Source organism: Micromonospora sp. DT231 (genome assembly GCF_049847025.1).
Lineage (GTDB): Bacteria > Actinomycetota > Actinomycetes > Mycobacteriales > Micromonosporaceae > Micromonospora.
The window spans coordinates 279,166-304,107 of sequence record NZ_JBNCNO010000006.1; the positions used below are offsets into that span (position 1 = coordinate 279,166).

Consider the following 24,942-nt stretch of genomic DNA (forward strand, 5'->3'; position numbering starts at 1 on the left):
TGCCCTATCGAAAGTCCACGCCGCTCATGACCCGGCAGCCGAACAGGTCGCCGAGAATAGCCCGCTGGTGGTCGGTCAGGGGGTTCACGAAGACCGCGACGTCGACCCCACTCTGCCGGCAGGCATCGGCGACCTCACGGGCTTTGCCCGGGCTGAGCAGGGTGCGTCGCGAGAACGGCGCGGCCATCCTGTCCACCCCGCCGGAGGAGACGCCCCGCCGCTGAACGTGCCGACTCACCACGTGACCGCCGTGGCTTTCCACAGTGGTGGCCAGCAGATCGAGCTTGTGGGTGAACTCGTTGTCCTTCGCGGAGAACAGGCCCACAAGCGCCACGTCGGCGCCCGCCAGCACAGCGTACGGAGTCCCGGCCCTGCGTCGGCTCATCGGGCAATGATGCCAAGCGGGCAACCCGGACGGACAGGGTCGGCCTTCGCGAGATGAAGCGGTAGCTCAGGGTGAGTCGACGGCGGTCACCCGCGCTGGACGCGCAGCACGCCGGTCAACATCGGCAGGGTGAACTCGCCCTGCGCGGTCTCGGACCTGTTCCCAAGGAAGGCGCGAATGCGGCCGAGGGTGGCGTCCCGCTCCTTTTCCGCCATGACCAGCATCCCTGCCCGGGTCGCGAGTGTCGCAACGAGGGAGTCGGCGCTTCGGCGCTGGCCGTGCGGAAACTCGACCTGCTCCGGCGCGCCGAACCGGGTGTCCAGGCCAGCGCTCGTAACGAGCAGGTCAGCAGTCGCCGCGCGCCACCTGCTCAGCGTGTCGCGGGGACCGATGGCCGCACTTCCGCTGACTTGTTCGAGTGCGGAGACCCAGTCGATCCGGTCGTCCATGACGTTCCACAGCCCAGCCAGAATGCCACCGGGCGCGAGGACCCTGGCAATCTCCGCCCCCGCGACAGCCAGGTCGAACCAGTGCAGGGCGTTGCCAGCCAGGACAGCGTCGACGGATGCGTCCGGCAACGGAATCGACTCCGCGCTACCCGGCAGGGCACGGACGGCCGGCAGCGCACGGCGTAACTCGGTGAGCATCGCCGGGTCGGGTTCGACCGCGACGACGTCCGCACCCCGCTCGACAAGCGTGGCGGACAGCTTGCCGGTGCCGGCACCGAGGTCGAGCACGCGTGGGCCGGGCGCGGGTTCAAGCGCCCAGCGCACCGCCTCCTGCGCGTAGTCCGGGCGGTGCTCGGCGTACGCGGTCGCCGCCGCGCCGAACGATGATCGCAACAGTTCGTCGTCCATGTAGTGACCCTAGGCGGCTGCCAGGCGCGCCGACACGTGTCGGAGGCTTCGGCGACGGATGACTGCCCCGGTTACCGTCGGGGCGTGGTGGATCCGGTTCCGCTGGCGTCGGGGCGAGACGCCGACGTGTTCGCCATCGACGACCGGCGCGTCCTGCGCCGCTACCGCAACGGTGGAGACGTGGCCGCCGAGGCGGCCGTCATGGCGTACGTCGGAAGTCTGGGTTTTCCGGTGCCCACCGTGTACGAGGCGCGCGGGACCGATCTCGTCATGGAACGCCTGGACGGGCGCACCATGCTGGCGGCGCTCGTCGCGGGTGAGCTCGACGTGCTGGCGGCGGCCGACTGTCTGGCGGGCCTGCATCGCCGACTCCACGCGTTGCCGCCCCGGCTCGGCGCACCCGACGATGCCCGGGTCCTGCACCTCGACCTGCACCCGGACAACGTCATGCTGACGTCACGGGGGCCGGTCCTCATTGACTGGCGCAACGCCACCGAGGGACCGGCGGACCTCGATGTCGCGCTGTCCGCCGTGATCCTCGCCCAGGTGGCCGTGGATGGTGAGCATCCCCTGGCGGCGCCGGCCGCAACGCTGTTGGATGCCTTCCTGGACCGCGCCGGCGGCGGCCTGCTGACCGTGCTGGACGATGCCCTGACCCTACGGCGCAACGATCCGGCACTCACCACCAGTGAGCGGGAGTGCCTCGACGCCGCTGCCGACCTCATCACCGGGCGGTTCCCAGCGTGAACGACAGGTGGCAGATCAACGGGCTACCGTTGCCCGACCCGCTGATCGACCTGATCGAGTCCGGCCGCTGGCGACACCCCGGCGACGAGGTGCTCCGCCAGCTGATCCCCTGGCTCGACGACCCGCTGGACTTCATGACCACAATCGACGAGCTGCGTCTCCACAACCGTCTCATCGCCGAGCTGGGCACCGACACGCTGGAGTTCTTCCAGATCGGCCGCGGCAGCGCCGCCCGGCCGATCGTCATGCCCTGGCTCGACCTGGACCAGGCCGTCTTCATCGCCGAATGCCGCTACGCGGGCGACGACATCGCGGTCGCGCTGGACTATCGCACCAACCCGGCAGACCCCCGCGTACTGGCCACCGCCCTCCCCGCCGCGCGCCACTGCTCCTGGCGGCAGGTCACGCCGACGTTCACCCAGTTCGTCGACGCCCTGCGCCTGCGCTGACCATGAGCATGGCGGGGTCGGTTCAGGTGAGGTCACGACGCCGTCCGACGAGCATGGCGACGCCGACCGCGCCCGCGGCGTACAGCAGCAGTAGTCCGAATGCCACCGTGCCGCCCGGATGGGCGACTGTCGTGACGAGAACGACCCGGGTCATCGGCGGGAAGGGACGACGGTGCCGGCGGCGACCGGACGCGCGGCGACAACAGGTGCCGCGGCGCCCGGGGCGGTCGGACGCCCGTCCGTGCGGCGGCCCCACCGGGTACGCCCGCCGGGCTTGAAGACGGACAGGATCGTCGCGGTCCACAGCAGGGCGGCGAACAGTCCCATGGCGCCGATCAGCAGCATTCCGGTGGTACCGGTCTCGATCAGGCCGGCTGCGCTGCGGGCCTCCAGCTCCTCGATCCAGGGGCCTTCGAAGACCGCGAGGAACGGTAGGGTGAGCGCGATGACCAGCTTGGCCAGCACCCAGGTGTGCTTGAGCAGGCCCCACGGGGTGCCGAGCGAAACCACGACACCCGTGATGATCGTCAGGAAGACGCTCGGGATCGCCAGCAGCATTTCGAACCTGCTGAGCAACAGGTAGGCCCCGTGCTGCAACTCGTGGCTGTCGGCCGTCGCCCCGAGGATCGCCAGCAGGAGCATGCCCGTCGAGATGCCCAGCCAGCCGACCCCGATGCCGACGTGCAGCGTCAGCCACACTTTCCGCGGCATCCGCCCCAGCCGGGGAAAGCGCGGCCGCAGGCCACTCACGATCGCCGAGGACAACGCCATCCCGAGCCATGGCATGTCGTGGGCGAACAGGAACAGGAACTGCGCCGGCACGAAGAGCAGGTGGAAGATGATCAGCACCTGCCTGGTGCGGGCGGCGAGCGCGGGGCGCCCGAGCGCGAACCAGCCACCGAACGACAGCACTGCGGCGAGCGCATACGCGTACGTGCCGGCGGTCGTGAAGAGCGGGTGCGGCGGGTCGGGACGTAGCGCGACCAAGGTACCCGCGGTGACGGCGAAGACACCGAAGACGAGCTGCAGTAGTCGCGGACTGAGACGTGGTCTGGCCATGCACCCACCCTCGCCGGGGCGGGCCGCTCGGTGCGTCGGCGGATCCGATAGAACGGATCAGTCCATCGGCGATGATCAACGGGGGTGGCGTACAACTTTCGACCGACGCCTGCGCCTGTCGGTCGGCCCTACGCTGGCACCATCATGACGTCGCGTCTCCTGGTCCAGGCGGTGCGCTGGTCCCGCCACCGGCCGGTGATCGACGCGGTGGCGGCGTTCGCCATGGCGGTGTTCGTGGCGACCGGTGAGTTCGGGGTGGACTTCTTCGGCCCCACCATCGCCGGCTTCGGCCCGCGCCTTCCCCCGCTCCGGCTCGGCATCCCCCTCGGCCTCGCGGTCGGGCTGCTGACCTGGCGGCGGCGCCAGGCCCCGACGCTCCTGCTGGCCGGCTCCCTGGCGGCGACCTTCCTCGTGTCGGCCCAGGTGGCGGTCGTGCTCGCGCTCTACACGCTGGCCGAGCGCACCACGGCGTGGCCCAGGGTCGCCGCCAGCGTCCTGGTCTCGGTGGTCCTGATCGGCATCCCGATCTGGCGGTACGCGGGTGCCGACGGGGCGATCCCGGTCACCGTTGCGGTGTGCGTCGCGCCGGCGTTGCTCGGCCTCTACGTCGGCACCCGGCGCGAGCTTGTGGAACGCATGCGGGAACGGGCCGAGCGGCTCGAACGCGAGCAGCACCAGCGGGTGGCCCAGGCCCGCAGCGACGAACGGGCCCACATCGCCCGCGACATGCACGACGTCGTCGCCCACCGGGTGGCGCTGATCGTGCTGCAGGCCACCGCACTGGAGTCGGCCAGGGGCGGGGACGCGGTGGCCCGAGGGCGGCAGATCGGAGCGATCGGGCGGGAGGCGCTCGCCGAACTGCGCACCCTGGTGGGGATCCTCCGCGGGGATGACGACGCGCCGCTGGCCCCGCAGCCCGGCTTGGCCGATCTGGACGCGCTTGTCGAAGATTCCCGCCGGCTCGGCGTGCCGGTCACCCTGGAGGTGGAGAACGCGACAGGTGAACGCCTACCGCTGCTCATCGAGCACGCCGCCTACCGCATCGTGCAGGAGTCCCTGACCAACGTGCACAAGCACGCGCCAGGCGCCCGAACCCGGATACGCGTCCGGCAGACGCCGCAGTCGCTTCGGGTGACGATCAGCAATGGGCGCGGACGGCCGGCCACCGCCCCGCCCCTCCCCGTCGGCGGCCACGGGCTCCTCGGCCTGGCCGAACGCGTCCACCTGATCGGCGGGAAACTGACCTCCGGCCCCACACCCGACGGGGGATTCAGCCTGGTCGCCGAGGTACCGATCGCACCCGGGAAGGACAATGAGCGCACCGACTAGGACGTTGATCGTCGACGACGAGTGGATGGTGCGCTCGACGCTGCGCACCATCCTCGACGCGGCCCCGGACATCACGGTGGTCGGAGAGGCGTCCGACGGGACCCAGGCGGTCGAACTCGCCCGGACGCTCCGGCCCGACGTCGTCCTCATGGACATCCGCATGCCGCGAACCGACGGGCTGACCGCGACCGAGCAGATCACCCGACTCGACCGGCCGCCACACGTCGTCGTGCTCACCACGTTCGACCTCGACGAGTACGTGCACACGGCGCTTCGCCACGGGGCCGTCGGCTTCCTGCTGAAGGACGCCTCCGCCGAGGACATGATCAACGCGGTACGGAGCGCGGCGCGCGGTGACGCGATGATCTCCCCGCGGGTGACCCGCAGACTGCTCCGGCAGTTCTCCGGTCCGACACCCGACCGGCGCAGCAACGCCGAACAGCGACTCACGGTGCTCACCGAAAGAGAGCGAGAAGTCCTGGTCGCCGTCGGCGGCGGCCTGTCCAACACCGCGATCGCGGCCACGCTCTACATGAGCGAGGCGACGGTGAAGACCCACATCAGCCGGATACTGGCGAAGCTGGGCCTGACCAACCGCGTCCAGGCGGCGATTCTCGCCCACCAGGCCGGAGTGCTCGACTGAGTACGCGCAGCACTCTCGGACACCGCCGAAGAGCAGCACGTGGCGTCGCAGAGCCTGACCCAACCACCCGGCCTGCGGAAACAGACTGGATTCAGACGTTGAAGCGGAACTAAGAGCCGCGATTCCCTTACCAGCGGCGACACCGTCCGGCACCTGATCACACGGCGTCTTGGGCTCTCAGCGTTGTTCGTTAGTTGACGACGTTTCACGGTGCCTTGTGCCCCCTGTGTGCCCCAGAGCCCGGCGCTACCGCTTCCGACGCCATTCGAGGCGACCTCGATGCGCCGCCTCAACCGGGACGTCCCCTCGCTGGACGTACAGCACCTCGTCCTCAACCCACCAGACGTCGCCAACGCGAAGAAAGACCGGCAACTCCAACGTCAGGGCAAGAAGACAGCCGCCGGAACTGCCGGGCAGCCCTTCCAGGTCATCCACCAGTTCCATCCGGCCGGCGGTCACGGGCTCGGTCATCACGTCACCATCTTGCCGGTGTTTGGGCGGGCCGCGACGACTCCTTGACCCCCAGGCAACCAACACACACGCCTGACCTGCTCTGCTGCGGTATGAGACCTGCAAGAAACGTCCTTCGGCGGCCACGTCCGTCCGCAGAAGTCCGCCCCTGTCGTCACTCGGTCAGTCACCCACCCCGATAGCTGTCCGCGTCGACAACTATGCTCAGATCAAGTTATGCCAGGGGCCTGGGGGCGAGGGAACGGCAATGATGATCGTGGTCTTTGACGATGACCGAGAGTGGTACATCCAGGGCCGCGTCTTCGAAGACATTGTCAATTCAGTGCCCGCCGGGATGCTCCAGGACGATGATCTGCTTTTGCACCTGCGGCCCGCCCGAGCGATGGGTCTGCTAGACCTGCGCCGCAGGGAACCAGATCGAGCCGAGCGTATCGTCGCCGCTCTCACCGAGGGCGTCATCGAACGCATGCGGAAGATCGACCAAAGCGATAATACACTTGTCGAGTTTTACAAAGGTCTGTTGAAGATCGTTGCCAGGCGAGATGCAAACGACTGACGGCAGAACCTACGTCCCATCCCGAGGCTCTTAACTCAGGTCCGGACACTCGGGGTTGCTAGCACGGCAGGATGGACGCCGTAGCTTGCAGGGTCCGGCCCTTCTGATCAGGTACCAGTCACAGGTGCGCAAATTTCCGTTGCTCGATCGTCGGCCGCGTGGAACGCGGCCAGGTCGTCCTGCGCCTCCACCAGTTGTTGCAGTGTCACGGCGAGGTCCTGCCATGACCCCTCTCCACCAGCGGCGGCCTCCCCGGCAAGCTCCATCGCCCGCCTTAGCTCGGGTTCGGCCTGGACCACAGTCAGAGAGCCCTCCTCTAGCTCTATTGAAACCCGACCATGGATCGCACAGGCATCGCCTCCCATGTCGGAGGGGTGCCTGCCAATGGAACAGCTGGTCACGACCATTAACATCGAAACGGCAACCAGTGCCGTCCTACTCAGGGGGCCGGCTACTGTGCTACCACAAATGCGTCTCACCAGCACATTATGGTTGCCATCCCGATGCTCCTGTGGAGGTCAAGGGGCGAGGGCGGCGAAGTCGGCGCGTAGGGCGGTGTAGACGTCGCGGACGATGTAGCGCTTGAGGCAGCGCAGAATCTCCTGCTTGCTGAGGCCTTCGGTGATGCGGCGCGGTGCGGGCCTTGACCGCTCCTCGACGGGCGACCCGCAGGGCGCGGATCGCCTCGACCGGCCCAGTGCGGGCCTTCGGCGTGCCCATCGCGGTGCCAGCAAGGGTCGCCCGGGCGGCGGCGATCACGTCGATCGGATCGGACTTGCCCTGTGCGCGGCGGGCGCGGCGGTCCGGCCGGTCTACTTCCGTGACGACGATCTTCTTACTGGTCAAGTAGCGGGCGAGGCCGACCCCGTAGCTGCCGGTGCCCTCCACGCCCACGGCAGTTACCCGCCCGAAGGAGCGCATCCAGGCCAGCAGATCCGCGTAGCCGGCGGACGTCACCGACACCACCCTCACCGTCGAATGCGACGATGGCCCCCCGCACATTCCGGCGGACCAACGACCAACCAGTCCGCAGCATCGAAGCCCACCGGCCACGCAAGACCGACTATCTTCCCACCAGCGTCTGATCTTTTAAGAGGTGACGGTATGGACAGCTTCGAGGGCCGCTGCTGGCTGGACTGGTGGGCCAACACCTCGACCCTTCTCGGCAGTGTCGAAGTGGCCGTCGTCATCACCACCAGCGATGCCGGCTGGGATGCCCACGGCCGCCTGGACAGCGACACCGACGAGGACCGCGACGGCTTCGCGTTCCTCTGCGACCAAGATCCCGTCTTCACGCTGCGCTTCGAAGACGAAAGCACCGTCGCCGTCACCGTCCACCCCACCAACGACCACCGCCGGTTCACCCTCACCGAATACACCGGGCCAGCGCTTCGCCCGGTCGAGCATCACATCGATTTAACCCAATTCCAAACCCGTCTACGATGAACCGTCCGAATCTTTCCTAGGCCACTCCGTCAACCATCAGCCGGGACGGAAACATCAAGCCTCGGGTGGGACTCGACACGCGGCAGCCGCCTGGTCCTGTCACGGGAGATGCTTGACACCGCTGACTGAAAGCGTGTGAAGTCGATCCGACTTGTCAGTGCGACCCGGAGGTAATGCGTGGATCCCGGCCGGCTGGAGATCTGGCGCGAAGATCTGCGGAAGGCAGTCGCCTCCGCGTTGCTCGACTTCGAGGACCGCTACGGGTATCCACCGGACGAGAACGTCATCAGCGAGCCGGACCGGATCGCTGCCACGCTGATCGCCGCTGTCCGCCCCGTCATCCCAGCCGACCTCGTAGACCTGTACGCGACAGTAGGTGCCGTCGACCTACCGGACATCGGCAATGGGTTCTTCCTGCACAGTGCCTTCGACGTGGCCCACGCCCACGAGTCACGGGATCTCTGGCATGTAGGTGGCCGCCATGACGCCGACGTTGTCGTCTTCGCCAGTGATGGCGGTGGCAGCCAGTACGCGCTAGCCACGCCTGCCGGATCACCCGTCTATCGACTCCCGCCGGATCTCGTCCTCGATGGCATCTATACCTCAGAGGACCCGCGCTTCGATATGGCTGCCCCAGACCTGTGTGCCTTCCTCGACCGTTTGCTCCAGGCCGTGAAGACGTTCGCTGCATCGAGTACGCCGCCGAGCTTGTGATCGATCATCTGGCCCAAGCGTCATGCACTGGTGGGACCAGGCACACGCCGGCGGCCGGCTGTCCTGCGCCGGGTCCGGGTTGACGCCATGGTCGTTGAGGGGGCCACTTCATGATCGCCACGGCGACGCGATTCAGCGGCTTGGACAGGACGCTCGTCCTCGTGACCCCGGCATGACCTTCTGTTCCTCGACTGTCAGGTATCCGGCAGCCAACCCATCTGAACGCCCGGCATCCTCCTGAATTGAAGGATGACCCAGCAACGCGAGCGTGGCAATGAACAGCCGGCGGCTTCCAAGATGGTGGTTTCCGAGCAAGGGCTACTGGCCCTGGCTGGCCGTCGGACGGCCTTACCCTTAACGGAGGCTCTTACAACCTTCCGAGAGCTGGTTTCCGCCGACATGGAATGGGCGGATTCTCGAAAGACGCGTTTTCGTCGTCGTTCAACCTGGTCCAAGGGGCTATCACTCGGGTTGACCGCCTTGTCGACGGTGGTCCTAGGAATCCCGCAAATCCCGTTCAATGCATCGATTGCGTTGCCGATGGTCGCAGTGGTAACGCTGCTGGGGTCACTGGAATTTTTTCATAACTGGCGATCGCGGTGGATTTTGATGGAAGAGACGCGCTACCGCCTCAACCGCCTGCGCGACGAAATTGACTACCTGCTCGTAGCTAATCCACCGGACGGGTTAACCCGTGAGCACATAGATCGGTTTTTTGCCGATCAGCAACAGATCTGGGCGGACGTTAGCCGGCAGTGGGTGGAGTTTAGACGGCAGGGCGACGCCCAACAGCTTGGCCCGATTTCCCAAACAATTGCCGGTTAGCGTCTCGGTGCCGTAGACGGGCACGGCGGGCGATGGCCGGACCCGTACGACGGTTAGAGGAGGCGATTCCCGTCAACCTCAATCCGAGACCAGGAGGCCGGATTCAGACGTTGAAGCGGAACTCCACGACGTCGCCGTCCTGCATGACGTACTCCTTGCCCTCGATGCGGACCTTGCCCGCCGCCTTGGCCGCCGCCATCGAACCGTGCTCGACCAGGTCGTGGTAGGAGACCACCTCGGCCTTGATGAAGCCGCGCTGGAAGTCGCTGTGGATGACACCCGCGGCCTCCGGCGCGGTGGCGCCGACCGGGACGGTCCAGGCGCGTGCTTCCTTGGGGCCGGCCGTGAGGTACGTCTGCAGGCCGAGCGTGCGGAAGCCGACCCGGACGAGCTGGTTGAGGCCGGGCTCGTTCTGCCCGATCGACTCCAGCAGCTCGCGGGCCTCGTCCTCGGGGAGGTCCACCAGCTCGGATTCGATCTTCGCGTCCATGAAGACGGCCTCGGCGGGGGCGACCAGGGCCCGCAGTTCGTCGAGGAACGCCTCGTTGGCCAGCTCGGCCTCGTCGACGTTGAAGACGTACAGGAAGGGCTTGGTGGTGAGCAGGTGCAGCTCGCGCAGGTGCTCCAGCTCGATCTTGGCGGCGGCGGCCCCGGAGTAGAGGGTGGTGCCGCCGTCGAGCACCTCGATCGCGGCCTTCGCGGCGGCGACCGCGGCGAGCCGGTCCTTGCGGAGCTTGGCTTCCTTCTCCAACCGGGGCAGCGCCTTGTCCAGGGTCTGCAGGTCGGCGAGGATCAGCTCGGTGTTGATCGTCTCGATGTCGTCGGCCGGGGAGATCTTGCCGTCGACGTGGACCACGTTGGGGTCGGAGAAGGCCCGGACCACCTGGCAGATCGCCGAGGCGTCGCGGATGTTCGCCAGGAAGGCGTTGCCCCGACCCTGCCCCTTCGACGCGCCGCGGACCAGGCCGGCGATGTCGACGAACGACACCGGAGCAGGCAGCACCTTCTGCGAGGAGAAGATCTCGGCCAGCTTGCCCAGCCGCTCGTCCGGAAGCCCGACCACGCCGACGTTGGGCTCGATGGTGGCGAACGGGTAGTTCGCCGCCAGCACGTCGTTCTTGGTCAACGCGTTGAAAAGCGTGCTCTTGCCGACGTTGGGCAGGCCGACGATGCCGATGGAAAGACTCACGACCAGCCAGCTTACGCGGCGCGCGGTTTATGTCGCGACGCGACCCGGCAAGCGTTGTTACTCTGCCGAACTCGATGTCTCGCTGTGGGAGGTGGGATGACCTCGACGTTGCCCGAGCTGTACATCGCCGTCGATGTGGAGGCGGACGGGCCGATCCCCGGGCCGTACAGCATGATCTCGCTGGGTATGGCCGTGGCCGGACACCCGGACCTGTCCTTCTACACCGAGCTGCGCCCCATCTCCGACGACTTCGTGCCGGCGGCACTTGCCGTCTCCGGCCTGGACCGGGAGCGCCTGTTGCGGGAGGCGCCCACCGCGCAGGAGGCGATGACCGCGGCGGCGGCCTGGGTCAACGGGCTGCGCCGGATCGGCCGCCCGGTCTTCCTCGCCGCCCCCGCCGTCTGGGACGGCATGTTCGTGCACTGGTACTTCGTCCGCTTCGTCGGCCACAGCCCGTTCGGCGCCACCGGCTCGGGTGTCGACCTGCGCAGCTACTGGATGGGGCTGACCGGCAGCGAGTGGGTCCAGACCCGCAAGGGCAAGATCAAGCACGAGCTGGGCCTGCACGACGTGCCGCACACCCACCACGCCGGGGAGGACGCCGCCGAACTGGCGCAGGTCTTCGACGCGGTGCTCCGCCGCCGCCAATCCGACGAGCAGGCGTGACCGGCCCCGGGCGAGCAGGCGTGACAGGCCGGCGAGCAGACGTGATCGGCCTCGGCGCTCAGCCGAGCAGGCGCGGGGCGATCACCACCTCCTGGACGGTGCCGTCCGCGCCCCGGCTGACCTCGTACGCCGAGACGCCCTCGCGGTCCGCGATCGCCTCGGCCAACTGGGTGCCCCGGTAGACCAGGCCGACCCCGTCGTCGGTGCAGTGGCTGGTCGGCAGCGTCCCGTTGCCGACCAGCTCGTGCATGAGCGGGCGCCGCTGCCCCTCGCTGTCGTAGTGCACCCCGTTGCCGTACGGCAGCCAGGCCAGGCCGTCGGTGAAGCCGCGCAGCCGGGGGCCGAAGCTGTCGGTGGCACCGCCGACATGCCAGCAGATCGAGCCCGCCGAGACCCCGGCCAGCACCACGCCGGCCTGCCAGCACTCGCGCAGGATCTCGTCGAGCCCGTGCACCCGCCAGACGGCGACCAGGTTGGCCACGCTGCCGCCGTCGACCCAGATCACGTCCTGGGCGAGCAGGTGGGCGCGGACGTCCTCGATGTTCGGCATCGGGAACAGGGCGAGGTGCGACAGCCGGAACCGGGTCTTGGCGAAGGCGCCGTAGACGGCGCTCAACACGACGGGGTGGTCCCCGACGGCCTGCCCGAGGTAGCAGACCCGCGGCTGCGAACCCGCCTCGGCCAGCTCGGCCGCCAGCTCGAAGACCGGGCTGGGGCGCAGGTCGGTCGGGCCCCGGCTGCCCCGGAAGAAGCCCATGCTGGTGGCGAGGATGGTCGGTGTGCTGGCGGGCATCGGGCGTCCTTCCGTCGGGGGTGCGGCGTCCATCCTGCCGCAGCCGGCTGACGGCACACCGTCGAACCCGGCGAGGCCGGTCGGCCGACGAGGTCAGTTGCCGTGGCGCTGTCGGGGCACCCGGGCCTCGGGCCGGAGGCCCGGGGGCAGCTCGTCGAGCGGCCGGTCGGCCGGGGGCAGTTGGGCCGCGGCGGCGCGGGGCAGGGTGAACCGGTCGGCGGCGGCCGGACCGGCAGAGATCGACTCGCGCAGCATCCAGCGCACCTCGTCGGCCGTCCAGCCCAGCCCTGGCCGGGCGGCTATCTCGCGGACCAACCGCCGGCCGACCCGGGTGTCGTCGTCGTAGAAGCGCATGCACCAGTGGTGCGTCCACATGCCGAGCGCCCGCAGGCCGGCGTCGTCAAGGGAACCGACCAGCCGACCGCAGGCGGTGTCGGTGAAGGTCTGCTCGGGGTCGGTCGTCCGGTCCCGGTCGATGGCGCCGCGGGCGGCGGGCGCGACGGCCCGCATCCGGCGGTAGAAGGCCTGCGCCACCGCGCGGGGCAGTGGCGGAAATGTGCCAGGTGTCGACGCCGCCGCCCAACCCGCCACGCTCGTCATCCGCCGCACCCCTTCTTGAGTTGGTGGCCGGACGCTACCCGGCACGACCGACACTTCCGGGCCGGAAAAACCCCTCGGATCGCGGATAGCGACGATGACCTGGGGCGTCTGTATCTGTGACAACGAAACGGGGGTGGTGGGTGGACGAGGACGAGCGTGCTCGGCTGGCCGAGTTCGTCGGCAGCCGGACGCCGGCGCTGATGCGTGTCGCGTACCTGCTGACCGGCGACCGCAACGCCGCCGAGGACCTGTTCCAGTCGGCACTGGCACGGACCATCCCCAAGTGGGGATCGATCCGGCACGCCGATCCCGAGGGGTACCTCCGCGCGGTGATGTACCGCGAGCAGATCGGCTGGTGGCGACGACTGCGCCGATGGCGGGAGACGCCGCTCAATCCGGCGGACGAACCGGTCGGCGCCGACCCGAGCGGCGGCTCCGACGTGCGGTTGGCGATGCGCGCCGCACTGCGCCACCTACCACCGGCACAGCGGGCGGTGGTGGTCCTGCGCTACTACGAGGATCTGCCCGAAGCCCGGGTCGCCGAACTGCTCGGCTGTTCCGTGGGCACGGTACGCAGCCGTACCCACCGGGCGGTCACTCGTCTGCGCGAACTGCTGCCGGAGGTCGAAATGCTGGAGGTACGGCGATGACCGATCCCTTCGAGCACCTCATCCGCTCCACCCTCACCGACCTCGCCGAGGAGGCACCGATCGTGCATGACCAGTTGAACGGGGCGGAACGGCGGGTGCGCAACAGGCGCCGCGCCACGGTGACGATGGGGGCGGTCGGCACCCTCGCGGCGATCCTCATCGCCACTCCGCTCGCTCTCGCCTCGACCGGCTCGGACGAGGCTCCACCGGCCGCCCCCAGCCCGGCGGGCCCGGCGGCCGTGCCCGGTCCGCCCGCGCCCGACCAGTCCGCGCCGACGACCGTACCGAGTCCGGGCGGTGCGAAGCAGGACCCGCCGACGCGGCCGAGCGCGCCCGGCGAGCCCGCTGCACCCGGCGAGCCCGGTGCCCCCGGCGACGCCGCCGGTACGCCCGGTGCCCCTGGTGCGCCCGGTGCCCCCGCTGCTCCTGGGGTGCCCCGTGATCCATCCAAGCGTGACGTGCCTGGCGAGCCCTCGCCGGTGACCGCGCCCGGCGTACCGGGCCAGCCGATGACCGCCTCGACTGTGCCGCGCTGAGCAGGATCGGTCAGGTCGGCGGCCTCCTCGCCCCGGCCTGACCGGTCAACCGCGGCCGGCTCCGGCGGCCCACCGCTCGATCCTCTGGTCGCAGGACGAGGGCCAGCGCCGGTCAGCCGAGCGGCTGACGGCGATCCGGCCGCGGAGATGCCGGTCACGTCCACGCGGCCCCTCCCCGCACCGGCGAGCGCCGCGCGTCCCCGGAAACGGCGGGCGCCGGCCCACCGGGTTTGCCGAGGCCGGTGAGCCCGCCCATCCTTGGGCGCATGACCGATCCCGGACACCCGACGTGCCAGCCGCGGGGGCGACGATGAGCACCACGATGCCCCGGGTGCCCACCTCGCTGACCGGGCAGATCGTCACACCCGGCGACCGCCGGTACGCGCAGCTGCGCTCCACGTACACCGCCACGGCGTCGCCGGCCGCCGTCCTGCTGCCGAAGACCACCGCGCAGGTGATCGACGCGCTGCGCTACGCGCGGGAGCAGCGGCTGCCGATCTCCGTCCGCAGCGGCGGGCACGGCTTCTCCGGGACCTCCTCCAACAACGGTGGCGTGGTCATCGACCTGTCCATGCTCAACCGGGTGCAGGTGCTCGACGAGCGGGCCGGGCTGGTCCGGGTCGAGGCCGGGGCCCGCTGGGCGAACGTCGCGAAGGCGTTGGCGCCGTACGGCCTGGTGATCAGCTCGGGTGACTACGGCGGCGTCGGCGTCGGCGGCCTGGCCACCGGCGGCGGTGTGGGCTGGCTGGTCCGCGCCCACGGTCTCACCCTCGACCGCGTCCGCGCGGTCGAGGTGGTGCTCGCCGACGGGACGCTGGTCCGCGCGGACGCCACCCACGAACCGGACCTGTTCTGGCTGGTCCGGGGCGCCGGAGCCGGAGCCGGGATCGTGGTGGCCTTCGAGATCGAGGCGGTCGAGCAGCGCAACGTCGGCGTGACGCAACTGGTCGTCGAGGCGCATCCGGACGGGCGCACCATCCGGGAGTGGGTGGCCTACCTCGCGCAGGCCCCACGGGAGTTGTCCGCGGCGGCCGTGGTGTACGCCGAGGGGCGCTCGGCCCTCATGTCCATCACCGCCGTGGTGGCCGCCGAGAGCCTGCGCCGAGCCCGACCCGTGGTGGAGCCGCTGCTCGCCATCGGCAAGGTGCTCGAACACCGCACCGACCTGCTGCCCTACCCGACGCTGGTGCCGACCGCGCACCTGAGCCCCAACGTCGGGCAGCAGCGCGGCACGACCACTAACGGTCTGTTCACCGGGCTTGACGACGCCGGCGCGCGGGCCGTGCAGCGGGCGGTGACCGGGCCGGGGCGGGCCGTGGTCCAGCTCCGCTCGCTGGGGGGCGCGGTCAACGACGTGGCATCCGACGCGACCGCGTACGCCCACCGCCACCAGGACACGCTTGTCATCGCCTCGGTGTTCCCGCCGCGGGGTGGGCCGGCGTTGGACACCGCCTGGCGGACCGTCGGGGCGCGGGCCGACGGCGCGTACGTCAACTTCGAGGGTCGACCGGACCCGGCCGCGTTCGCCCGGATCTACCCGGGCGAGACCGGGATCCGGGTACGCCGGCTGTGGAAGCGGTACGACCCGGACGGCGTGTTCCGGTCGGCCCTGCTGACCGGTCAGCCCCACCGCGCCGCCCAGCCGCACCGCGCCGCCCAGCCGAGCCGCGCCGCCCAGCCCAGCCGTTCCGGCCAGCCCACCCGATCCGGCCAGCCCACCTCGGCCGGTCAACCGCATCGACGACGTCGCCGCCCCCGCTGACGGAGGCCCCTGCTCACCGGCACGCCGAGGTCCGATTCCCGCCAGCCGATGGCGGGTCGAGCGGGGCATCATCGGTGACATGGAGCTGGACTTCGAGCGGTGTTACCGGGCCGTGGACAGTCGTGACCAGCGGTTCGACGGCTGGTTCTACACCGGCGTGACGTCCACCGGCATCTACTGCCGGCCGTCCTGCCCGGCGATCACCCCCAAGCGGCAGAACGTCCGTTTCTTTCCGTCCGCCGCCGCCGCACAGGGTGTCGGGCTGCGCGCCTGCCGCCGCTGCCGACCGGACGCCGCGCCGGGCTCACCCCTGTGGGACGTCCGCGCGGACGTGGTCGGCCGGGCGATGCGGCTGATCGCCGACGGCGTGGTCGACCGGGACGGCGTACCCGGGTTGGCCTCTCGTCTGGGCTACACCGAGCGGCACCTGCACCGGATGCTGAGCGCCGAGATGGGCGCCGGGCCGCTCGCGCTGGCCCGGGCCCAGCGGGCACAGACCGCGCGGATCCTGATCGAGACCACCGACCTCGGGATGGCCGAGATCGCGTTCGCCGCCGGCTTCGGCAGCGTCCGGCAGTTCAACGACACGCTCCGCGAGGTGTACGCGAGTGCCCCGTCGGACCTGCGGACGGCGCGCGGCGGTCAGCGGACGCCGGCCGGTGCGGGGACCATCGCGCTGCGGCTGGCGTACCGTCCGCCGCTGCACGCCCAGGCGCTGCTGGACTTCTTCGCGACGCGGGCGCTGCCCGGTGTGGACGAGGTTCGCGACGGGACGTACCACAGGGGTCTGCGGTTGCCCCACGGCACCGGCGAGGTGGCGCTGACCCCGGCGGCCGGGCACGTGGCGGCGACGCTGCGGTTGACCGACCTGCGCGACCTGGCGCCCGCGGTGGCCCGGTGCCGCCGGCTGCTCGACCTGGACGCGGACCCGGCCGCCATCGACGCCACGCTGGCCGCCGACCCGGCGCTAGCCCCCGCGGTCGCCGCCGAACCAGGAATCCGCGTCCCCCGAGCGGTAGACGGCTTCGAAATGGCAGTCCGCGCCATCATCGGCCAACAGATCTCCCTGCCAGCCGCCCAAAAAACCCTAACCCGCCTCCTCACCGCCCACGCCCCCGATCACGTCGATCATGAGGTTGACCTGGCGATTGGAGATCGAACCCCAGGCCAACCTCATGATCAACGGGGCGCAGGGGGCGGGCGACGGGGCGCAGGGGGCGGGGCCGGGGGGCTCCGGGGGTTTCTGAGTCCGGAGGAGTTGTTGGCGGTGCCGGGTTCCGGGTTTGGGATGCCGGCCGGGCGGCGGGAGACCCTTCGGGGGTTGGCCCTCGCGGTTCTTGACGGGTCCGTCGACCTGGCGGCTTCGGTGGATCGGGTGTCGGCCACTCGGGGGTTGCTTGCCCTGCCTGGTGTCGGGCCGTGGACCGCCAACTACCTGGCCATGCGCGCCTTCGGCGACCCGGACATCCTGCTCAGCACCGACCTCGCGGTCCGGCGCGGCGCCGCCGCGCTCGGCCTGCCCGACAACCCGACAACCCTCGACGGGTACGCCGACCGATGGCGTCCCTGGCGGTCCTACGCAACGATGAGACTCTGGAGAGCGGCATGAGCATCGACAGCACCGTACTGAGCACACCGGCCGGCCCGTTGAGCATCCTCGCCGGCCCGGACGGCGACGTACGGGCAGCCGGCTTCACACCGGACCCGGCCGCGCTGCTGCCCCTGATCCACCCGACCCTGCGGGCGCCGGTGCGCCAACGGGTCGACCTCGGCCCGGTCACCGCGGCGGTCCACTCCTACCTGGACGGTGACCTCGACGCGATCGACGCGGTGCCGGTCCGCCAACGCACCGGCGGGGAGTTCATGGCGCACGCCTGGCAGGTGCTGCGCGAGGTGCCGCCCGGTGCCCCGGTCACCTACACCGGGTACGCCGCGCTGGCCGGTCGGCCACCGGCGGTGCGGGCCGCGGCGGCCGCCTGCGCCCGCAACGCGGCGGCACTGTTCGTGCCCTGCCACCGGGTGCTGCGCACCGACGGCACGCTCGGCGGATACCGCTGGGGGCTGGACGTGAAGAAGTGGCTTCTCGGTCATGAGCGGCGCCTGACAGCAAGCTGACACCGGCGTCGCCCGCCATTGACGCTACCGTCTGGTATGCCTCTGCGGAGCGACGGCGACCCGGCCACCCCGGTCGCCGCGCCCCGGCACCCGTTGCACAACCTCTGGCGGCTGCGCCCCTACCTGCGCCCGTACGCCGCCGAGTTCGCCTGGCTGCTCGTCGCGGGCCTCGCGGGCACGGCGGCCGGGATCGCCGTACCGCTCGTCGTGCAGCGGGTGGTGGACGGGCCGGTGGCCCGACACGAACCGGCCGGGCTGTTCCAGCTCGGCGGCCTGGCACTGCTGCTCGGTGTGGTCGAGGCGGTGCTCATCTTCATCCGCCGGTGGGTGCAGTCTTCCTCGGCGGTGGGCATGGAGGCGGCGCTGCGCGCCGACGTCTACGCCCACCTGCAACGGTTGGCGACAAGCTTCCACGACCGCTGGCAGTCCGGCCAGTTGCTGTCCAGGATCACCAGCGACCTGTCGGTGATCCGCCGGTTCCTCTCCTTCGGCGTGTTCTTCCTGGTGCTCAACCTGACCACCTACGTGGTCGTGGTCGTGCTCCTGGTCAACCTGCACCCGATGCTCGGTGCGCTGGTCGCGGCCAGCTCGGTGCCGCTGCTGCTGATCAGCCGCCGGTTCGGGCGGCACTACCACGCCGCGTCCCGGCGGATGCAGGACCAGCAGGGCGACGTGGCGACCCTGGTCGAGGAGACCGCGCAGGGCCTACGCACCATGAAGGCGTACGGCCGGGGGCCGGAACTGGCCGCCCGCTTCGGCGTCGGGGCGCAGCGGCTGCACGACACGGGCGTCGGCAAGGCGCGGCTGCTGGCCAACACCTCGGCGTTGCTCGACCTGGTGCCCAACGTGACACTGGGCGTGGTGCTGGTGGCCGGTGCGGCCGCCGCCGCGAAGGGCTCGCTCACCATCGGCGAGCTTGTCGCGTTCGTCAGCCTCCAACTGATGCTCATCTGGCCGGTGCAGTCGCTGGGTTGGATCATCGCCAACGGTCAGGAGGCCGCCACCGCCGCCGACCGGCTCCAGGAGGTGCTGGACACCCCACCCCAGATCGTGGACTCCCCCGGCGCGCTCGCGCTGCCCCGCGACGCGGTGCACGGGCGGCTCCGCATCGAGCGGGTCTCGTTCAGCTACCCGGGCGCCACCGCGCCGGTGCTGCGCGAGATCGACCTGGTCATCGAGCCGGGCGAGACGCTCGCCCTGGTCGGCGCCACCGGCTCCGGCAAGAGCACGCTGCTCTCGCTGGTGCCCCGGCTGCACGAGGTGACCGCGGGCCGGATCACCCTGGACGGTCACGACCTGCGTGAACTGCGGCTGGCCTCGCTGCGCCGACTGGTCGGGGTGGCGTTCGAGGAGCCCACGCTCTTCTCCATGTCGGTGCGGGAGAACCTCACCCTGGGGCACCCGGACGCCGGCGACGACGACGTCCGCGCGGCCCTCGCGCTGGCCCAGGCCGACTTCGCGTACGACCTGCCGTGGGGATTGGCCACCCGGGTCGGTGAGCAGGGGATCTCCCTCTCCGGCGGGCAGCGTCAGCGGCTCGCGTTGGCGCGGGCCGTGCTCGGCCGACCGGCGGTGCTGGTGCTCGACGACCCGCTGTCCGCTCTCGACGTGCACACCGAGGCGCTTGTGGAGGCGGCCCTGCGGCAGGTCCTGCGCAACAGCACCGCGCTGCTCGTGGTGCACCGGCCTTCGACGATCTCCCTGGCCGACCGGGTCGCGCTGCTCGAAGACGGGCGGATCACCGCCGTGGGCCGGCACTCCGACCTGCTGGCGACGGTTCCGGCGTACCGGGCGCTGCTGGCCGCCGAACCACCCACCGGGCAGCCGCCGGCGACGGAGACCGCCGGCCCGAGCCCGTTCCCCTCCGACGGTTGGGGGCTGGTGCGCTCGTGACAGTGCCGAAGCCTGCCGAACCACCGCCCGAGGAGCAACCGGAGCTGACCCGCTGGCGCGGGACCGCCACGGACCCGGAGGCGGACCGGAGCCGAGCCGAGGACACCGCACCCGAGGCGGTGGCCCGGCTGCGCCGGCTCAGCCGGGCCCTGCTCGCCGACCAGCTCCGACCACACCGGAGACGACTCGCCGCGGCGGTCGGCCTGCTGCTGACCCAGAACGCCGCCGCGATGGCCGGCCCGTACCTGGTCATGATCGGCATCGACCGGGCCATCACGCCGCTGCGCGCCGGCGACGCCGGCCCGCTGGTCGCCGTCGCCGGGGCGTTCGTGGTCGCCTCGCTCACCGAGTACGCGGCCCGGCGCGGGTTCCTCACCCTCTCCGCCCGGATCGGCCAGGCCGTCCTGCTCGACCTGCGGCAGCGGGTGTTCGGGCACTTCCTGCGGCTGTCCGTCGGCTTCCACGAGCGGTACACCTCCGGCCGGATGGTCTCCCGGCTCACGAGTGACCTGGACTCGATCGCCGAACTCGTCGACGGTGGCATCGACAACCTGGTGATGGCCGGGCTGTCGATGCTGTCGGTGGCCGCCATCCTGCTCTGGCTGGACCTGCCGCTGGCCGCCGTGACGCTGCTCGCCTTTCCGTTCCTGTTCGTGCTCTCCCGCTGGTTCGCCAGGTCGTCGGCGAGCGCGTACCGGCGGACCCGGGACGCGGTCGCGCTCGTCATCGTGCACTTCGTCGAGTCGATGCGGGGCATCCGGGCGGTGCAGGCGTTCCGCCGGGAGCCGCGCAACCAACGGATCTTCGTGGCGCTCGGCGACGACTACCGGCGGAGCAGCCTGCACACGTTCCGCCTGATCGCCACGTACTCCCCGGCGATCAAGCTGATCGGCAACGTCACCGTGGCGGCGGTGCTCTGCTACGGCGGGTGGCGGGTGCTCGACGGCCAGACCGAGGTCGGTGTGCTCGCCGCGTTCCTGCTCTACCTGCGTCGCTTCTTCGAGCCGATGCAGGAGCTGAGCCAGTTCTACAACTCCCTGCAGTCGGCCACCGCGGCGTTGGAGAAGCTGGCCGGGGTGCTCGACGAGCGGCCGGCCGTCGCCGAGCCGGCCCGGCCCACACCGCTGCCGACCGGGCCCGGTCGCGGCGAGGTGAGCTTCCGGGCGGTCTCCTTCGGATACCGGGCCGGCACCCCGATCCTCGGCGGGCTGGAGCTGACCGTGTCGGCCGGACAGACGGTGGCGCTGATCGGGCCGACCGGCGCGGGCAAGTCGACGATCGCCAAACTCGTCGCCCGTTTCCACGACCCGGACAGCGGCACGGTCCGGCTCGACGGGGTCGACCTGCGCGACGTCGGCGACACCGACCTGCGCCGCGCCGTGGTGTTGGTGACGCAGGAGAACCACCTCTTCAGTGGGACCGTCGCGGAGAACATCAGGTTCGGCCGCCCGAGCGCGGACGACGAGACGGTCCAGGCCGCCGCGCGGGCGATCGGCGCGCACGACTTCATCGCCGCCCTGCCCGAGGGGTACGCCACCCAGGTGCACCGGCGCGGCGGCCGGCTCTCCGCCGGGCAGCGCCAACTCGTCGCGTTCGCGCGGGCGTTCCTGGCCGACCCGACCGTGCTGATCCTGGACGAGGCGACGTCGTCGCTTGACGTACCGACCGAACGGCTGGTGCAGCGCGCACTCGGCACCATCCTGCGCGACCGCACCGCCCTGGTGATCGCGCACCGACTCTCCACGGTGGAGACCGCCGACCGGGTGCTCGTCCTCGACGGCGGGAAGATCGTCGAGGACGGCCCACCCGCCGTGCTGGCCGAGGCCGGCGGCCGGTACGCGGCCCTGCACCGGCAGTGGCGCGACTCGCTGATCTGAACCAGCGATCCCACAACTGCGTGGCTCGACCCCCCGGCGGTGCCTACGATCGCAGCATGACCGATACGGCGAGGACGGCCCGCGCCGGCGTCCCCGAGCGTCCGACCCTGGACGGGCTCGAGGAAAGCTGGGCACGCCACTGGCAAGAGAAGGGCACGTACGCGTTCGACCGCTCGAGGACAGCGACCGGCGCGGCGTCGGACGCGCCGAGCCGGAATGGTCGTAGTAAGGACGTGTACGCCATCGACACGCCACCGCCGACCGTATCGGGCGAGTTGCACATGGGGCACGTGTACTCGTACACGCACACCGACATCGTCGCGCGTTACCAGCGGATGCGCGGCAAGACCGTCTTCTACCCGATGGGCTGGGACGACAACGGCCTGCCCACCGAGCGTCGCGTGCAGAACGTCTACGGGGTGCGCTGCGATCCGGCACTGGCGTACGACCCGGTGTGGCGGCCACCGGCGACTCCTGTCGACGACGCGGCCCGCCGTGACCCCACCCCGCTCTCCCGGCGCAACTTCATCGAGCTGTGCGAACGGCTGACGGTCACCGACGAGCAGGCCTTCGAGTCGCTGTGGCGACGGCTCGGGCTCTCGGTGGACTGGTCGTTGACCTACACCACGATCGGTCGGATCGCCCGGACCACAAGTCAGCGGGCGTTCGTGCGTAACCTGCTGCGCGGCGAGGCGTACCAGTCGGAGGCGCCGACGCTCTGGGACGTCGGCTTCGCCACCGCCGTCGCCCAGGCCGAGTTGGAGGACCGGGAGCGCCCCGGCGCCTACCACCGGCTGCGGTTCGCCGGGCCGGGCGGGCGGGAGGTGCAGATCGACACCACCCGGCCGGAGCTGTTGCCCGCCTGCGTGGCGTTGGTCTGTCATCCCGACGACGAGCGGTACGCCGACCTGGTGGGCACGACCGTGCGCAGCCCGCTGTTCGGCGTCGAGGTGCCGGTGCGCGCCCACCCGCTCGCCGAACCGAGCAAGGGCACCGGCATCGCGATGGTCTGCACGTTCGGCGACCTGAGCGACGTGACCTGGTGGCGGGATCTCGACCTCGACACCCGGGTGGTCATCGGCCGCGACGGCCGGCTGCTTCCGGAGCCGCCGGACGGGGTGCCGGCTCCGCCGTACGCGGCGTTGGCCGGGCAGACCGTCAACGGCGCCCGCCGGGAGATCGTCGGGATGCTTGCCGACGCGGGCGACCTGGTCGGCGAGCCCCGTCCGATCACCCATCCGGTCAAGTTCTACGAGCGCGGTGACCGCCCACTGGAGATCGTCTCGACTCGACAGTGGTATCTGCGCAACGGCGGCCGGGACGCCGACCTGCGGGCCACACTGCTGGCCCGGGGCGAGGAGTTGCACTGGGTGCCGGCGCACATGAAGCACCGCTACGACAACTGGGTGGGTGGCCTGACCGGCGACTGGCTGGTCAGTCGGCAGCGCTTCTTCGGGGTGCCGGTGCCGGTGTGGTACCGGCTCGACAACACTGGCGAGCCGGACTGGTCCCACCCTCTCACGCCGGACGAGTCGGCGCTGCCGGTCGACCCATCCAGTGACCCGGCGCCCGGCTACGACGAGTCGCAGCGCGGCCGACCCGGCGGTTTCATCGGTGATCCGGACGTGCTGGACACCTGGGCCACCTCGTCGCTGACCCCGCAGATCGTCGGTGGCTGGGAGACCGACCCGGAGCTGTTCGCGCAGGTCTTTCCGATGGACCTCCGTCCGCAGGGGCAGGAGATCATCCGGACCTGGCTGTTCGACACCGTGGTCCGTTCGCACTTCGAGCACGGGGTGTTGCCCTGGCGGGACACCGTGCTGTCGGGCTGGATCCTCGACCCGGACCGCAAGAAGATGGCCAAGTCCAAGGGCAACGTGGTCACCCCGCTGGCCCTGTTGGAGCAGCACGGCTCGGACGCGGTGCGCTACTGGGCGGCCAGTGGCAAACCCGGCACGGACCTGGCCTTCGACCCGGCGCAGATCAAGATCGGCCGCCGACTGGCCACCAAGCTGCTGAACGCGTCCAAGTTCGCGCTCGGGCTGGGGGCGGCGGACGCGCTGCGCGCCCCCGTGACCACGCCACTGGACCGGGCCATGCTCGCCGAGCTGACCACCGTGGTCACCGCCGCGAGCACCGCCCTCGACGCGTACGACCACACGGCCGCGTTGCAGGCGGCCGAGGCGTTCTTCTGGCGGTTCTGCGACGACTACATCGAGTTGGTCAAGGAGCGGGCGTACGCCACCGGCGCGGCCGGCGACTCGGCGCGGGCGGCGCTGGCCTCGGCGCTCTCGGTGCAGCTACGACTGTTCGCCCCGGTGCTGCCCTACGTGACCGAGGAGGTCTGGTCGTGGTGGCGGTACGGGTCGGTGCACCGCGCGACGTGGCCCACCACCTACGAGGTGGCCCGGTCGATCGAGGGGTCGGGTGATCCGGCGCTGTTGCGGCTCGCCGGCGACGCGTTGAGCCAGGTGCGGCGGGCCAAGTCGGAGCGGAAGCTGTCGATGAAGGCGGAGGTGCCGCTGGCCGAGGCGCTCGGCCCGGCGGCCCTCCTGGAGCAGCTCACCCTCGTCGCCGACGACCTCCGGGCGGCCGGCCGGATCGACAAACTCGACCTGCTCCCCGACCGCACCCCGGAGCTGGTCATCGCCTGCGCGTTCTGACCGGCGTCCGCCGCCGCCACCCCCCCTTCGGCGGCGGCGGACCGGCCATCACCAGCCGCGCAGGAAGCGCAGCCCGAGCAGGAACGCGACAACCGCGGGACCGACGAGCAGGGTGATCGCCTGCAGGCGGTACGGCATCCGGTGCCGGGTCAGCTCGCCCGCGTTGCCCAGCACGATGGCCCCGGCCAGCATCAGGAACGCCCCCCACCAGCCGGTCTCCAACTCGATCAGGTCGACCCGGATCAGTTGCAGGGTCACCCCGAGCAGCGCGCCGGTGAGCGCGAGCAGGGCCACCGCCCGGTGCAGGCCCCGGGCCAGCGGGTGGGCCGCCCGCCAACCGTAGGTGCCGGCGACCGCCAGGCAGGGCAGCACCACCATCAGCGGCCAACCCCGCCCCATGACGCCGAACATCAGCAGCGCGCCCACCGCGAACACCAGGGTGCCGACGCAGGCGAGCATGTAACCGCCGAAGGCCCGGCCACCGCCCCGGGCCAGCAACGGGCCGCCGCTGGCCGCGATCAACGCGGCCGGGATCAGGATGAACACGGCCCACCAGTGGAACTGGCCGCTGCCCTGGGCAGCCGTGGCGACCGTGGCGCAGGCCAGCCCGGCAACAGCCAGGCTGGTCAGCCACGGCCGACTGCTCCGGGAGTACGGCTCAGCCAACGACGTCCGCTCCGCTTCGACGCTCACACCCAACAGCCTGGCCCGACAGGG

The 24,942-nt window shown here is 70.7% G+C and carries 26 protein-coding genes and 1 pseudogene; 17 read left to right on the forward strand and 10 right to left on the reverse strand.

The window, feature by feature from the left end; all coding sequences use genetic code 11:
• Positions 1 to 4: 4 nt before the first annotated feature.
• Both ACPXBU_RS18255 and ACPXBU_RS18260 read right to left on the reverse strand, forming a co-directional pair.
• Positions 5 to 385, reverse strand: a complete 381-nt coding sequence (locus ACPXBU_RS18255) for a hypothetical protein (protein ID WP_425758928.1) — start codon at positions 383 to 385, stop codon at positions 5 to 7.
• A gap of 86 nt (positions 386 to 471) precedes the next feature.
• Positions 472 to 1,242 (reverse strand): class I SAM-dependent methyltransferase, encoded by a 771-nt coding sequence (locus ACPXBU_RS18260; protein WP_393372227.1) that lies wholly within the window; start codon positions 1,240 to 1,242, stop codon positions 472 to 474.
• A gap of 84 nt (positions 1,243 to 1,326) precedes the next feature.
• On the opposite strand from ACPXBU_RS18260, the gene ACPXBU_RS18265 reads away from it, so the two are divergent.
• Both ACPXBU_RS18265 and ACPXBU_RS18270 read left to right on the forward strand, forming a co-directional pair.
• On the forward strand, positions 1,327 to 1,989 hold the full coding sequence (locus ACPXBU_RS18265) for a phosphotransferase (protein ID WP_425758929.1): 663 nt from the start codon (positions 1,327 to 1,329) through the stop codon (positions 1,987 to 1,989).
• Positions 1,986 to 2,438 (forward strand): hypothetical protein, encoded by a 453-nt coding sequence (locus ACPXBU_RS18270; RefSeq protein WP_425758930.1) that lies wholly within the window; start codon positions 1,986 to 1,988, stop codon positions 2,436 to 2,438. The genes ACPXBU_RS18265 and ACPXBU_RS18270 overlap by 4 nt, the downstream gene beginning before the upstream one ends.
• Positions 2,439 to 2,460: 22 nt before the next feature.
• Here ACPXBU_RS18270 and ACPXBU_RS18275 read toward each other — a convergent pair whose 3' ends face one another.
• Together ACPXBU_RS18275 and ACPXBU_RS18280 are read right to left on the reverse strand one after the other, a co-directional pair.
• Positions 2,461 to 2,592, reverse strand: coding sequence for a hypothetical protein (locus ACPXBU_RS18275; protein ID WP_393372235.1), 132 nt, complete (start codon positions 2,590 to 2,592; stop codon positions 2,461 to 2,463).
• Entirely contained in the window at positions 2,589 to 3,497 is a 909-nt protein-coding gene (locus tag ACPXBU_RS18280) for a hypothetical protein (RefSeq protein WP_393372238.1), read from the reverse strand. Before ACPXBU_RS18280 ends, ACPXBU_RS18275 begins: the two co-directional genes overlap by 4 nt.
• A 144-nt stretch (positions 3,498 to 3,641) precedes the next feature.
• Between ACPXBU_RS18280 and ACPXBU_RS18285 the strand changes: the two genes are divergently transcribed.
• A complete protein-coding gene (locus tag ACPXBU_RS18285; protein ID WP_425758931.1) occupies positions 3,642 to 4,826 on the forward strand; it encodes a sensor histidine kinase in 1,185 nt (394 codons plus the stop codon).
• The gene (locus ACPXBU_RS18290; RefSeq protein WP_425758932.1) at positions 4,810 to 5,469 is read left to right on the forward strand and encodes a response regulator; all 660 of its coding nucleotides are present in this window, start codon (positions 4,810 to 4,812) and stop codon (positions 5,467 to 5,469) included. Before ACPXBU_RS18285 ends, ACPXBU_RS18290 begins: the two co-directional genes overlap by 17 nt.
• Before the next feature lie 246 nt (positions 5,470 to 5,715).
• On the opposite strand, the gene ACPXBU_RS18295 is transcribed toward ACPXBU_RS18290, so the two are convergent.
• The gene (locus tag ACPXBU_RS18295) at positions 5,716 to 5,940 is read right to left on the reverse strand and encodes a hypothetical protein (RefSeq protein ID WP_425758933.1); all 225 of its coding nucleotides are present in this window, start codon (positions 5,938 to 5,940) and stop codon (positions 5,716 to 5,718) included.
• A 247-nt stretch (positions 5,941 to 6,187) separates the two neighbouring features.
• Between ACPXBU_RS18295 and ACPXBU_RS18300 the strand changes: the two genes are divergently transcribed.
• The gene (locus ACPXBU_RS18300) at positions 6,188 to 6,496 is read left to right on the forward strand and encodes a hypothetical protein (RefSeq protein ID WP_425758934.1); all 309 of its coding nucleotides are present in this window, start codon (positions 6,188 to 6,190) and stop codon (positions 6,494 to 6,496) included.
• Between the two features lie 630 nt (positions 6,497 to 7,126).
• Here ACPXBU_RS18300 and ACPXBU_RS18305 read toward each other — a convergent pair.
• Positions 7,127 to 7,450, reverse strand: a pseudogene (locus tag ACPXBU_RS18305) (IS110 family transposase); the annotation flags it as partial.
• A gap of 150 nt (positions 7,451 to 7,600) precedes the next feature.
• On the opposite strand from ACPXBU_RS18305, the gene ACPXBU_RS18310 reads away from it, so the two are divergent.
• The 3 genes from ACPXBU_RS18310 to ACPXBU_RS18320 all read left to right on the forward strand — a co-directional run bounded on the left by ACPXBU_RS18310 (position 7,601) and on the right by ACPXBU_RS18320 (position 9,481).
• On the forward strand, positions 7,601 to 7,942 hold the full coding sequence (locus ACPXBU_RS18310; protein WP_425758935.1) for a hypothetical protein: 342 nt from the start codon (positions 7,601 to 7,603) through the stop codon (positions 7,940 to 7,942).
• A 177-nt stretch (positions 7,943 to 8,119) separates the two neighbouring features.
• Positions 8,120 to 8,656, forward strand: coding sequence for a hypothetical protein (locus tag ACPXBU_RS18315; protein ID WP_425758936.1), 537 nt, complete (start codon positions 8,120 to 8,122; stop codon positions 8,654 to 8,656).
• Between the two features lie 249 nt (positions 8,657 to 8,905).
• The gene (locus ACPXBU_RS18320) at positions 8,906 to 9,481 is read left to right on the forward strand and encodes an SLATT domain-containing protein (protein WP_425758937.1); all 576 of its coding nucleotides are present in this window, start codon (positions 8,906 to 8,908) and stop codon (positions 9,479 to 9,481) included.
• A gap of 103 nt (positions 9,482 to 9,584) precedes the next feature.
• On the opposite strand, the gene ychF is transcribed toward ACPXBU_RS18320, so the two are convergent.
• The gene (ychF, locus tag ACPXBU_RS18325) at positions 9,585 to 10,670 is read right to left on the reverse strand and encodes a redox-regulated ATPase YchF (RefSeq protein WP_393372250.1); all 1,086 of its coding nucleotides are present in this window, start codon (positions 10,668 to 10,670) and stop codon (positions 9,585 to 9,587) included.
• Positions 10,671 to 10,766: 96 nt separating this feature from the next.
• Between ychF and ACPXBU_RS18330 the strand changes: the two genes are divergently transcribed.
• Positions 10,767 to 11,336, forward strand: coding sequence for an exonuclease (locus tag ACPXBU_RS18330; protein ID WP_425758938.1), 570 nt, complete (start codon positions 10,767 to 10,769; stop codon positions 11,334 to 11,336).
• A 58-nt stretch (positions 11,337 to 11,394) separates the two neighbouring features.
• Here ACPXBU_RS18330 and ACPXBU_RS18335 read toward each other — a convergent pair whose 3' ends face one another.
• Together ACPXBU_RS18335 and ACPXBU_RS18340 are read right to left on the reverse strand one after the other, a co-directional pair.
• Positions 11,395 to 12,129, reverse strand: a complete 735-nt coding sequence (locus tag ACPXBU_RS18335; protein WP_425758939.1) for a Type 1 glutamine amidotransferase-like domain-containing protein — start codon at positions 12,127 to 12,129, stop codon at positions 11,395 to 11,397.
• Between the two features lie 93 nt (positions 12,130 to 12,222).
• Entirely contained in the window at positions 12,223 to 12,729 is a 507-nt protein-coding gene (locus ACPXBU_RS18340) for a hypothetical protein (RefSeq protein WP_425758940.1), read from the reverse strand.
• Positions 12,730 to 12,869: 140 nt separating this feature from the next.
• Between ACPXBU_RS18340 and ACPXBU_RS18345 the strand changes: the two genes are divergently transcribed.
• The 8 genes from ACPXBU_RS18345 (at position 12,870) to valS (ending at position 24,225) form a co-directional block, all read left to right on the forward strand.
• A complete protein-coding gene (locus tag ACPXBU_RS18345) occupies positions 12,870 to 13,379 on the forward strand; it encodes a SigE family RNA polymerase sigma factor (protein ID WP_425758941.1) in 510 nt (169 codons plus the stop codon).
• Positions 13,376 to 13,915, forward strand: a complete 540-nt coding sequence (locus ACPXBU_RS18350; RefSeq protein WP_425758942.1) for a hypothetical protein — start codon at positions 13,376 to 13,378, stop codon at positions 13,913 to 13,915. Before ACPXBU_RS18345 ends, ACPXBU_RS18350 begins: the two co-directional genes overlap by 4 nt.
• Positions 13,916 to 14,225: 310 nt before the next feature.
• Positions 14,226 to 15,677, forward strand: a complete 1,452-nt coding sequence (locus tag ACPXBU_RS18355) for an FAD-binding oxidoreductase (protein WP_425758943.1) — start codon at positions 14,226 to 14,228, stop codon at positions 15,675 to 15,677.
• A gap of 79 nt (positions 15,678 to 15,756) precedes the next feature.
• Positions 15,757 to 17,286 carry a DNA-3-methyladenine glycosylase 2 family protein gene (locus ACPXBU_RS18360; RefSeq protein WP_425758945.1) on the forward strand — a complete coding sequence of 510 codons (1,530 nt, stop codon included), beginning with the start codon at positions 15,757 to 15,759 and terminating at the stop codon, positions 17,284 to 17,286.
• Complete coding sequence (locus ACPXBU_RS18365) at positions 17,283 to 17,792, forward strand: methylated-DNA--[protein]-cysteine S-methyltransferase (protein ID WP_425758946.1); 510 nt, start codon at positions 17,283 to 17,285, stop codon at positions 17,790 to 17,792. Before ACPXBU_RS18360 ends, ACPXBU_RS18365 begins: the two co-directional genes overlap by 4 nt.
• A 36-nt stretch (positions 17,793 to 17,828) precedes the next feature.
• Positions 17,829 to 19,685, forward strand: a complete 1,857-nt coding sequence (locus ACPXBU_RS18370; RefSeq protein WP_425758947.1) for an ABC transporter ATP-binding protein — start codon at positions 17,829 to 17,831, stop codon at positions 19,683 to 19,685.
• Complete coding sequence (locus tag ACPXBU_RS18375) at positions 19,682 to 21,562, forward strand: ABC transporter ATP-binding protein (RefSeq protein WP_425758948.1); 1,881 nt, start codon at positions 19,682 to 19,684, stop codon at positions 21,560 to 21,562. The genes ACPXBU_RS18370 and ACPXBU_RS18375 overlap by 4 nt, the downstream gene beginning before the upstream one ends.
• A gap of 56 nt (positions 21,563 to 21,618) precedes the next feature.
• The gene (gene valS / locus ACPXBU_RS18380) at positions 21,619 to 24,225 is read left to right on the forward strand and encodes a valine--tRNA ligase (RefSeq protein WP_425758949.1); all 2,607 of its coding nucleotides are present in this window, start codon (positions 21,619 to 21,621) and stop codon (positions 24,223 to 24,225) included.
• A 48-nt stretch (positions 24,226 to 24,273) separates the two neighbouring features.
• Here the strand turns inward: valS and ACPXBU_RS18385 are convergent, their stop codons facing one another.
• The gene (locus ACPXBU_RS18385) at positions 24,274 to 24,918 is read right to left on the reverse strand and encodes a hypothetical protein (protein WP_393372280.1); all 645 of its coding nucleotides are present in this window, start codon (positions 24,916 to 24,918) and stop codon (positions 24,274 to 24,276) included.
• Positions 24,919 to 24,942 lie beyond the last annotated feature (24 nt).

Coding starts and splice junctions, on each gene's coding strand:
- ACPXBU_RS18285 (WP_425758931.1), top strand. CDS start 3,642: ATGACGTCGCGTCTCCTGGTCCAGGCGGTGCGCTGGTCCCGCCACCGG.
- valS (WP_425758949.1), top strand. CDS start 21,619: ATGACCGATACGGCGAGGACGGCCCGCGCCGGCGTCCCCGAGCGTCCG.
- ACPXBU_RS18310 (WP_425758935.1), top strand. CDS start 7,601: ATGGACAGCTTCGAGGGCCGCTGCTGGCTGGACTGGTGGGCCAACACC.
- ACPXBU_RS18370 (WP_425758947.1), top strand. CDS start 17,829: ATGCCTCTGCGGAGCGACGGCGACCCGGCCACCCCGGTCGCCGCGCCC.
- ACPXBU_RS18290 (WP_425758932.1), top strand. CDS start 4,810: ATGAGCGCACCGACTAGGACGTTGATCGTCGACGACGAGTGGATGGTG.
- ACPXBU_RS18320 (WP_425758937.1), top strand. CDS start 8,906: ATGACCCAGCAACGCGAGCGTGGCAATGAACAGCCGGCGGCTTCCAAG.
- ACPXBU_RS18275 (WP_393372235.1), bottom strand. CDS start 2,592: ATGACCCGGGTCGTTCTCGTCACGACAGTCGCCCATCCGGGCGGCACG.
- ACPXBU_RS18365 (WP_425758946.1), top strand. CDS start 17,283: ATGAGCATCGACAGCACCGTACTGAGCACACCGGCCGGCCCGTTGAGC.
- ACPXBU_RS18330 (WP_425758938.1), top strand. CDS start 10,767: ATGACCTCGACGTTGCCCGAGCTGTACATCGCCGTCGATGTGGAGGCG.
- ACPXBU_RS18340 (WP_425758940.1), bottom strand. CDS start 12,729: ATGACGAGCGTGGCGGGTTGGGCGGCGGCGTCGACACCTGGCACATTT.
- ACPXBU_RS18295 (WP_425758933.1), bottom strand. CDS start 5,940: ATGACCGAGCCCGTGACCGCCGGCCGGATGGAACTGGTGGATGACCTG.
- ACPXBU_RS18280 (WP_393372238.1), bottom strand. CDS start 3,497: ATGGCCAGACCACGTCTCAGTCCGCGACTACTGCAGCTCGTCTTCGGT.
- ACPXBU_RS18335 (WP_425758939.1), bottom strand. CDS start 12,129: ATGCCCGCCAGCACACCGACCATCCTCGCCACCAGCATGGGCTTCTTC.
- ACPXBU_RS18255 (WP_425758928.1), bottom strand. CDS start 385: ATGAGCCGACGCAGGGCCGGGACTCCGTACGCTGTGCTGGCGGGCGCC.
- ACPXBU_RS18300 (WP_425758934.1), top strand. CDS start 6,188: ATGATGATCGTGGTCTTTGACGATGACCGAGAGTGGTACATCCAGGGC.
- ACPXBU_RS18350 (WP_425758942.1), top strand. CDS start 13,376: ATGACCGATCCCTTCGAGCACCTCATCCGCTCCACCCTCACCGACCTC.
- ACPXBU_RS18355 (WP_425758943.1), top strand. CDS start 14,226: ATGAGCACCACGATGCCCCGGGTGCCCACCTCGCTGACCGGGCAGATC.
- ACPXBU_RS18260 (WP_393372227.1), bottom strand. CDS start 1,242: ATGGACGACGAACTGTTGCGATCATCGTTCGGCGCGGCGGCGACCGCG.
- ACPXBU_RS18360 (WP_425758945.1), top strand. CDS start 15,757: ATGGAGCTGGACTTCGAGCGGTGTTACCGGGCCGTGGACAGTCGTGAC.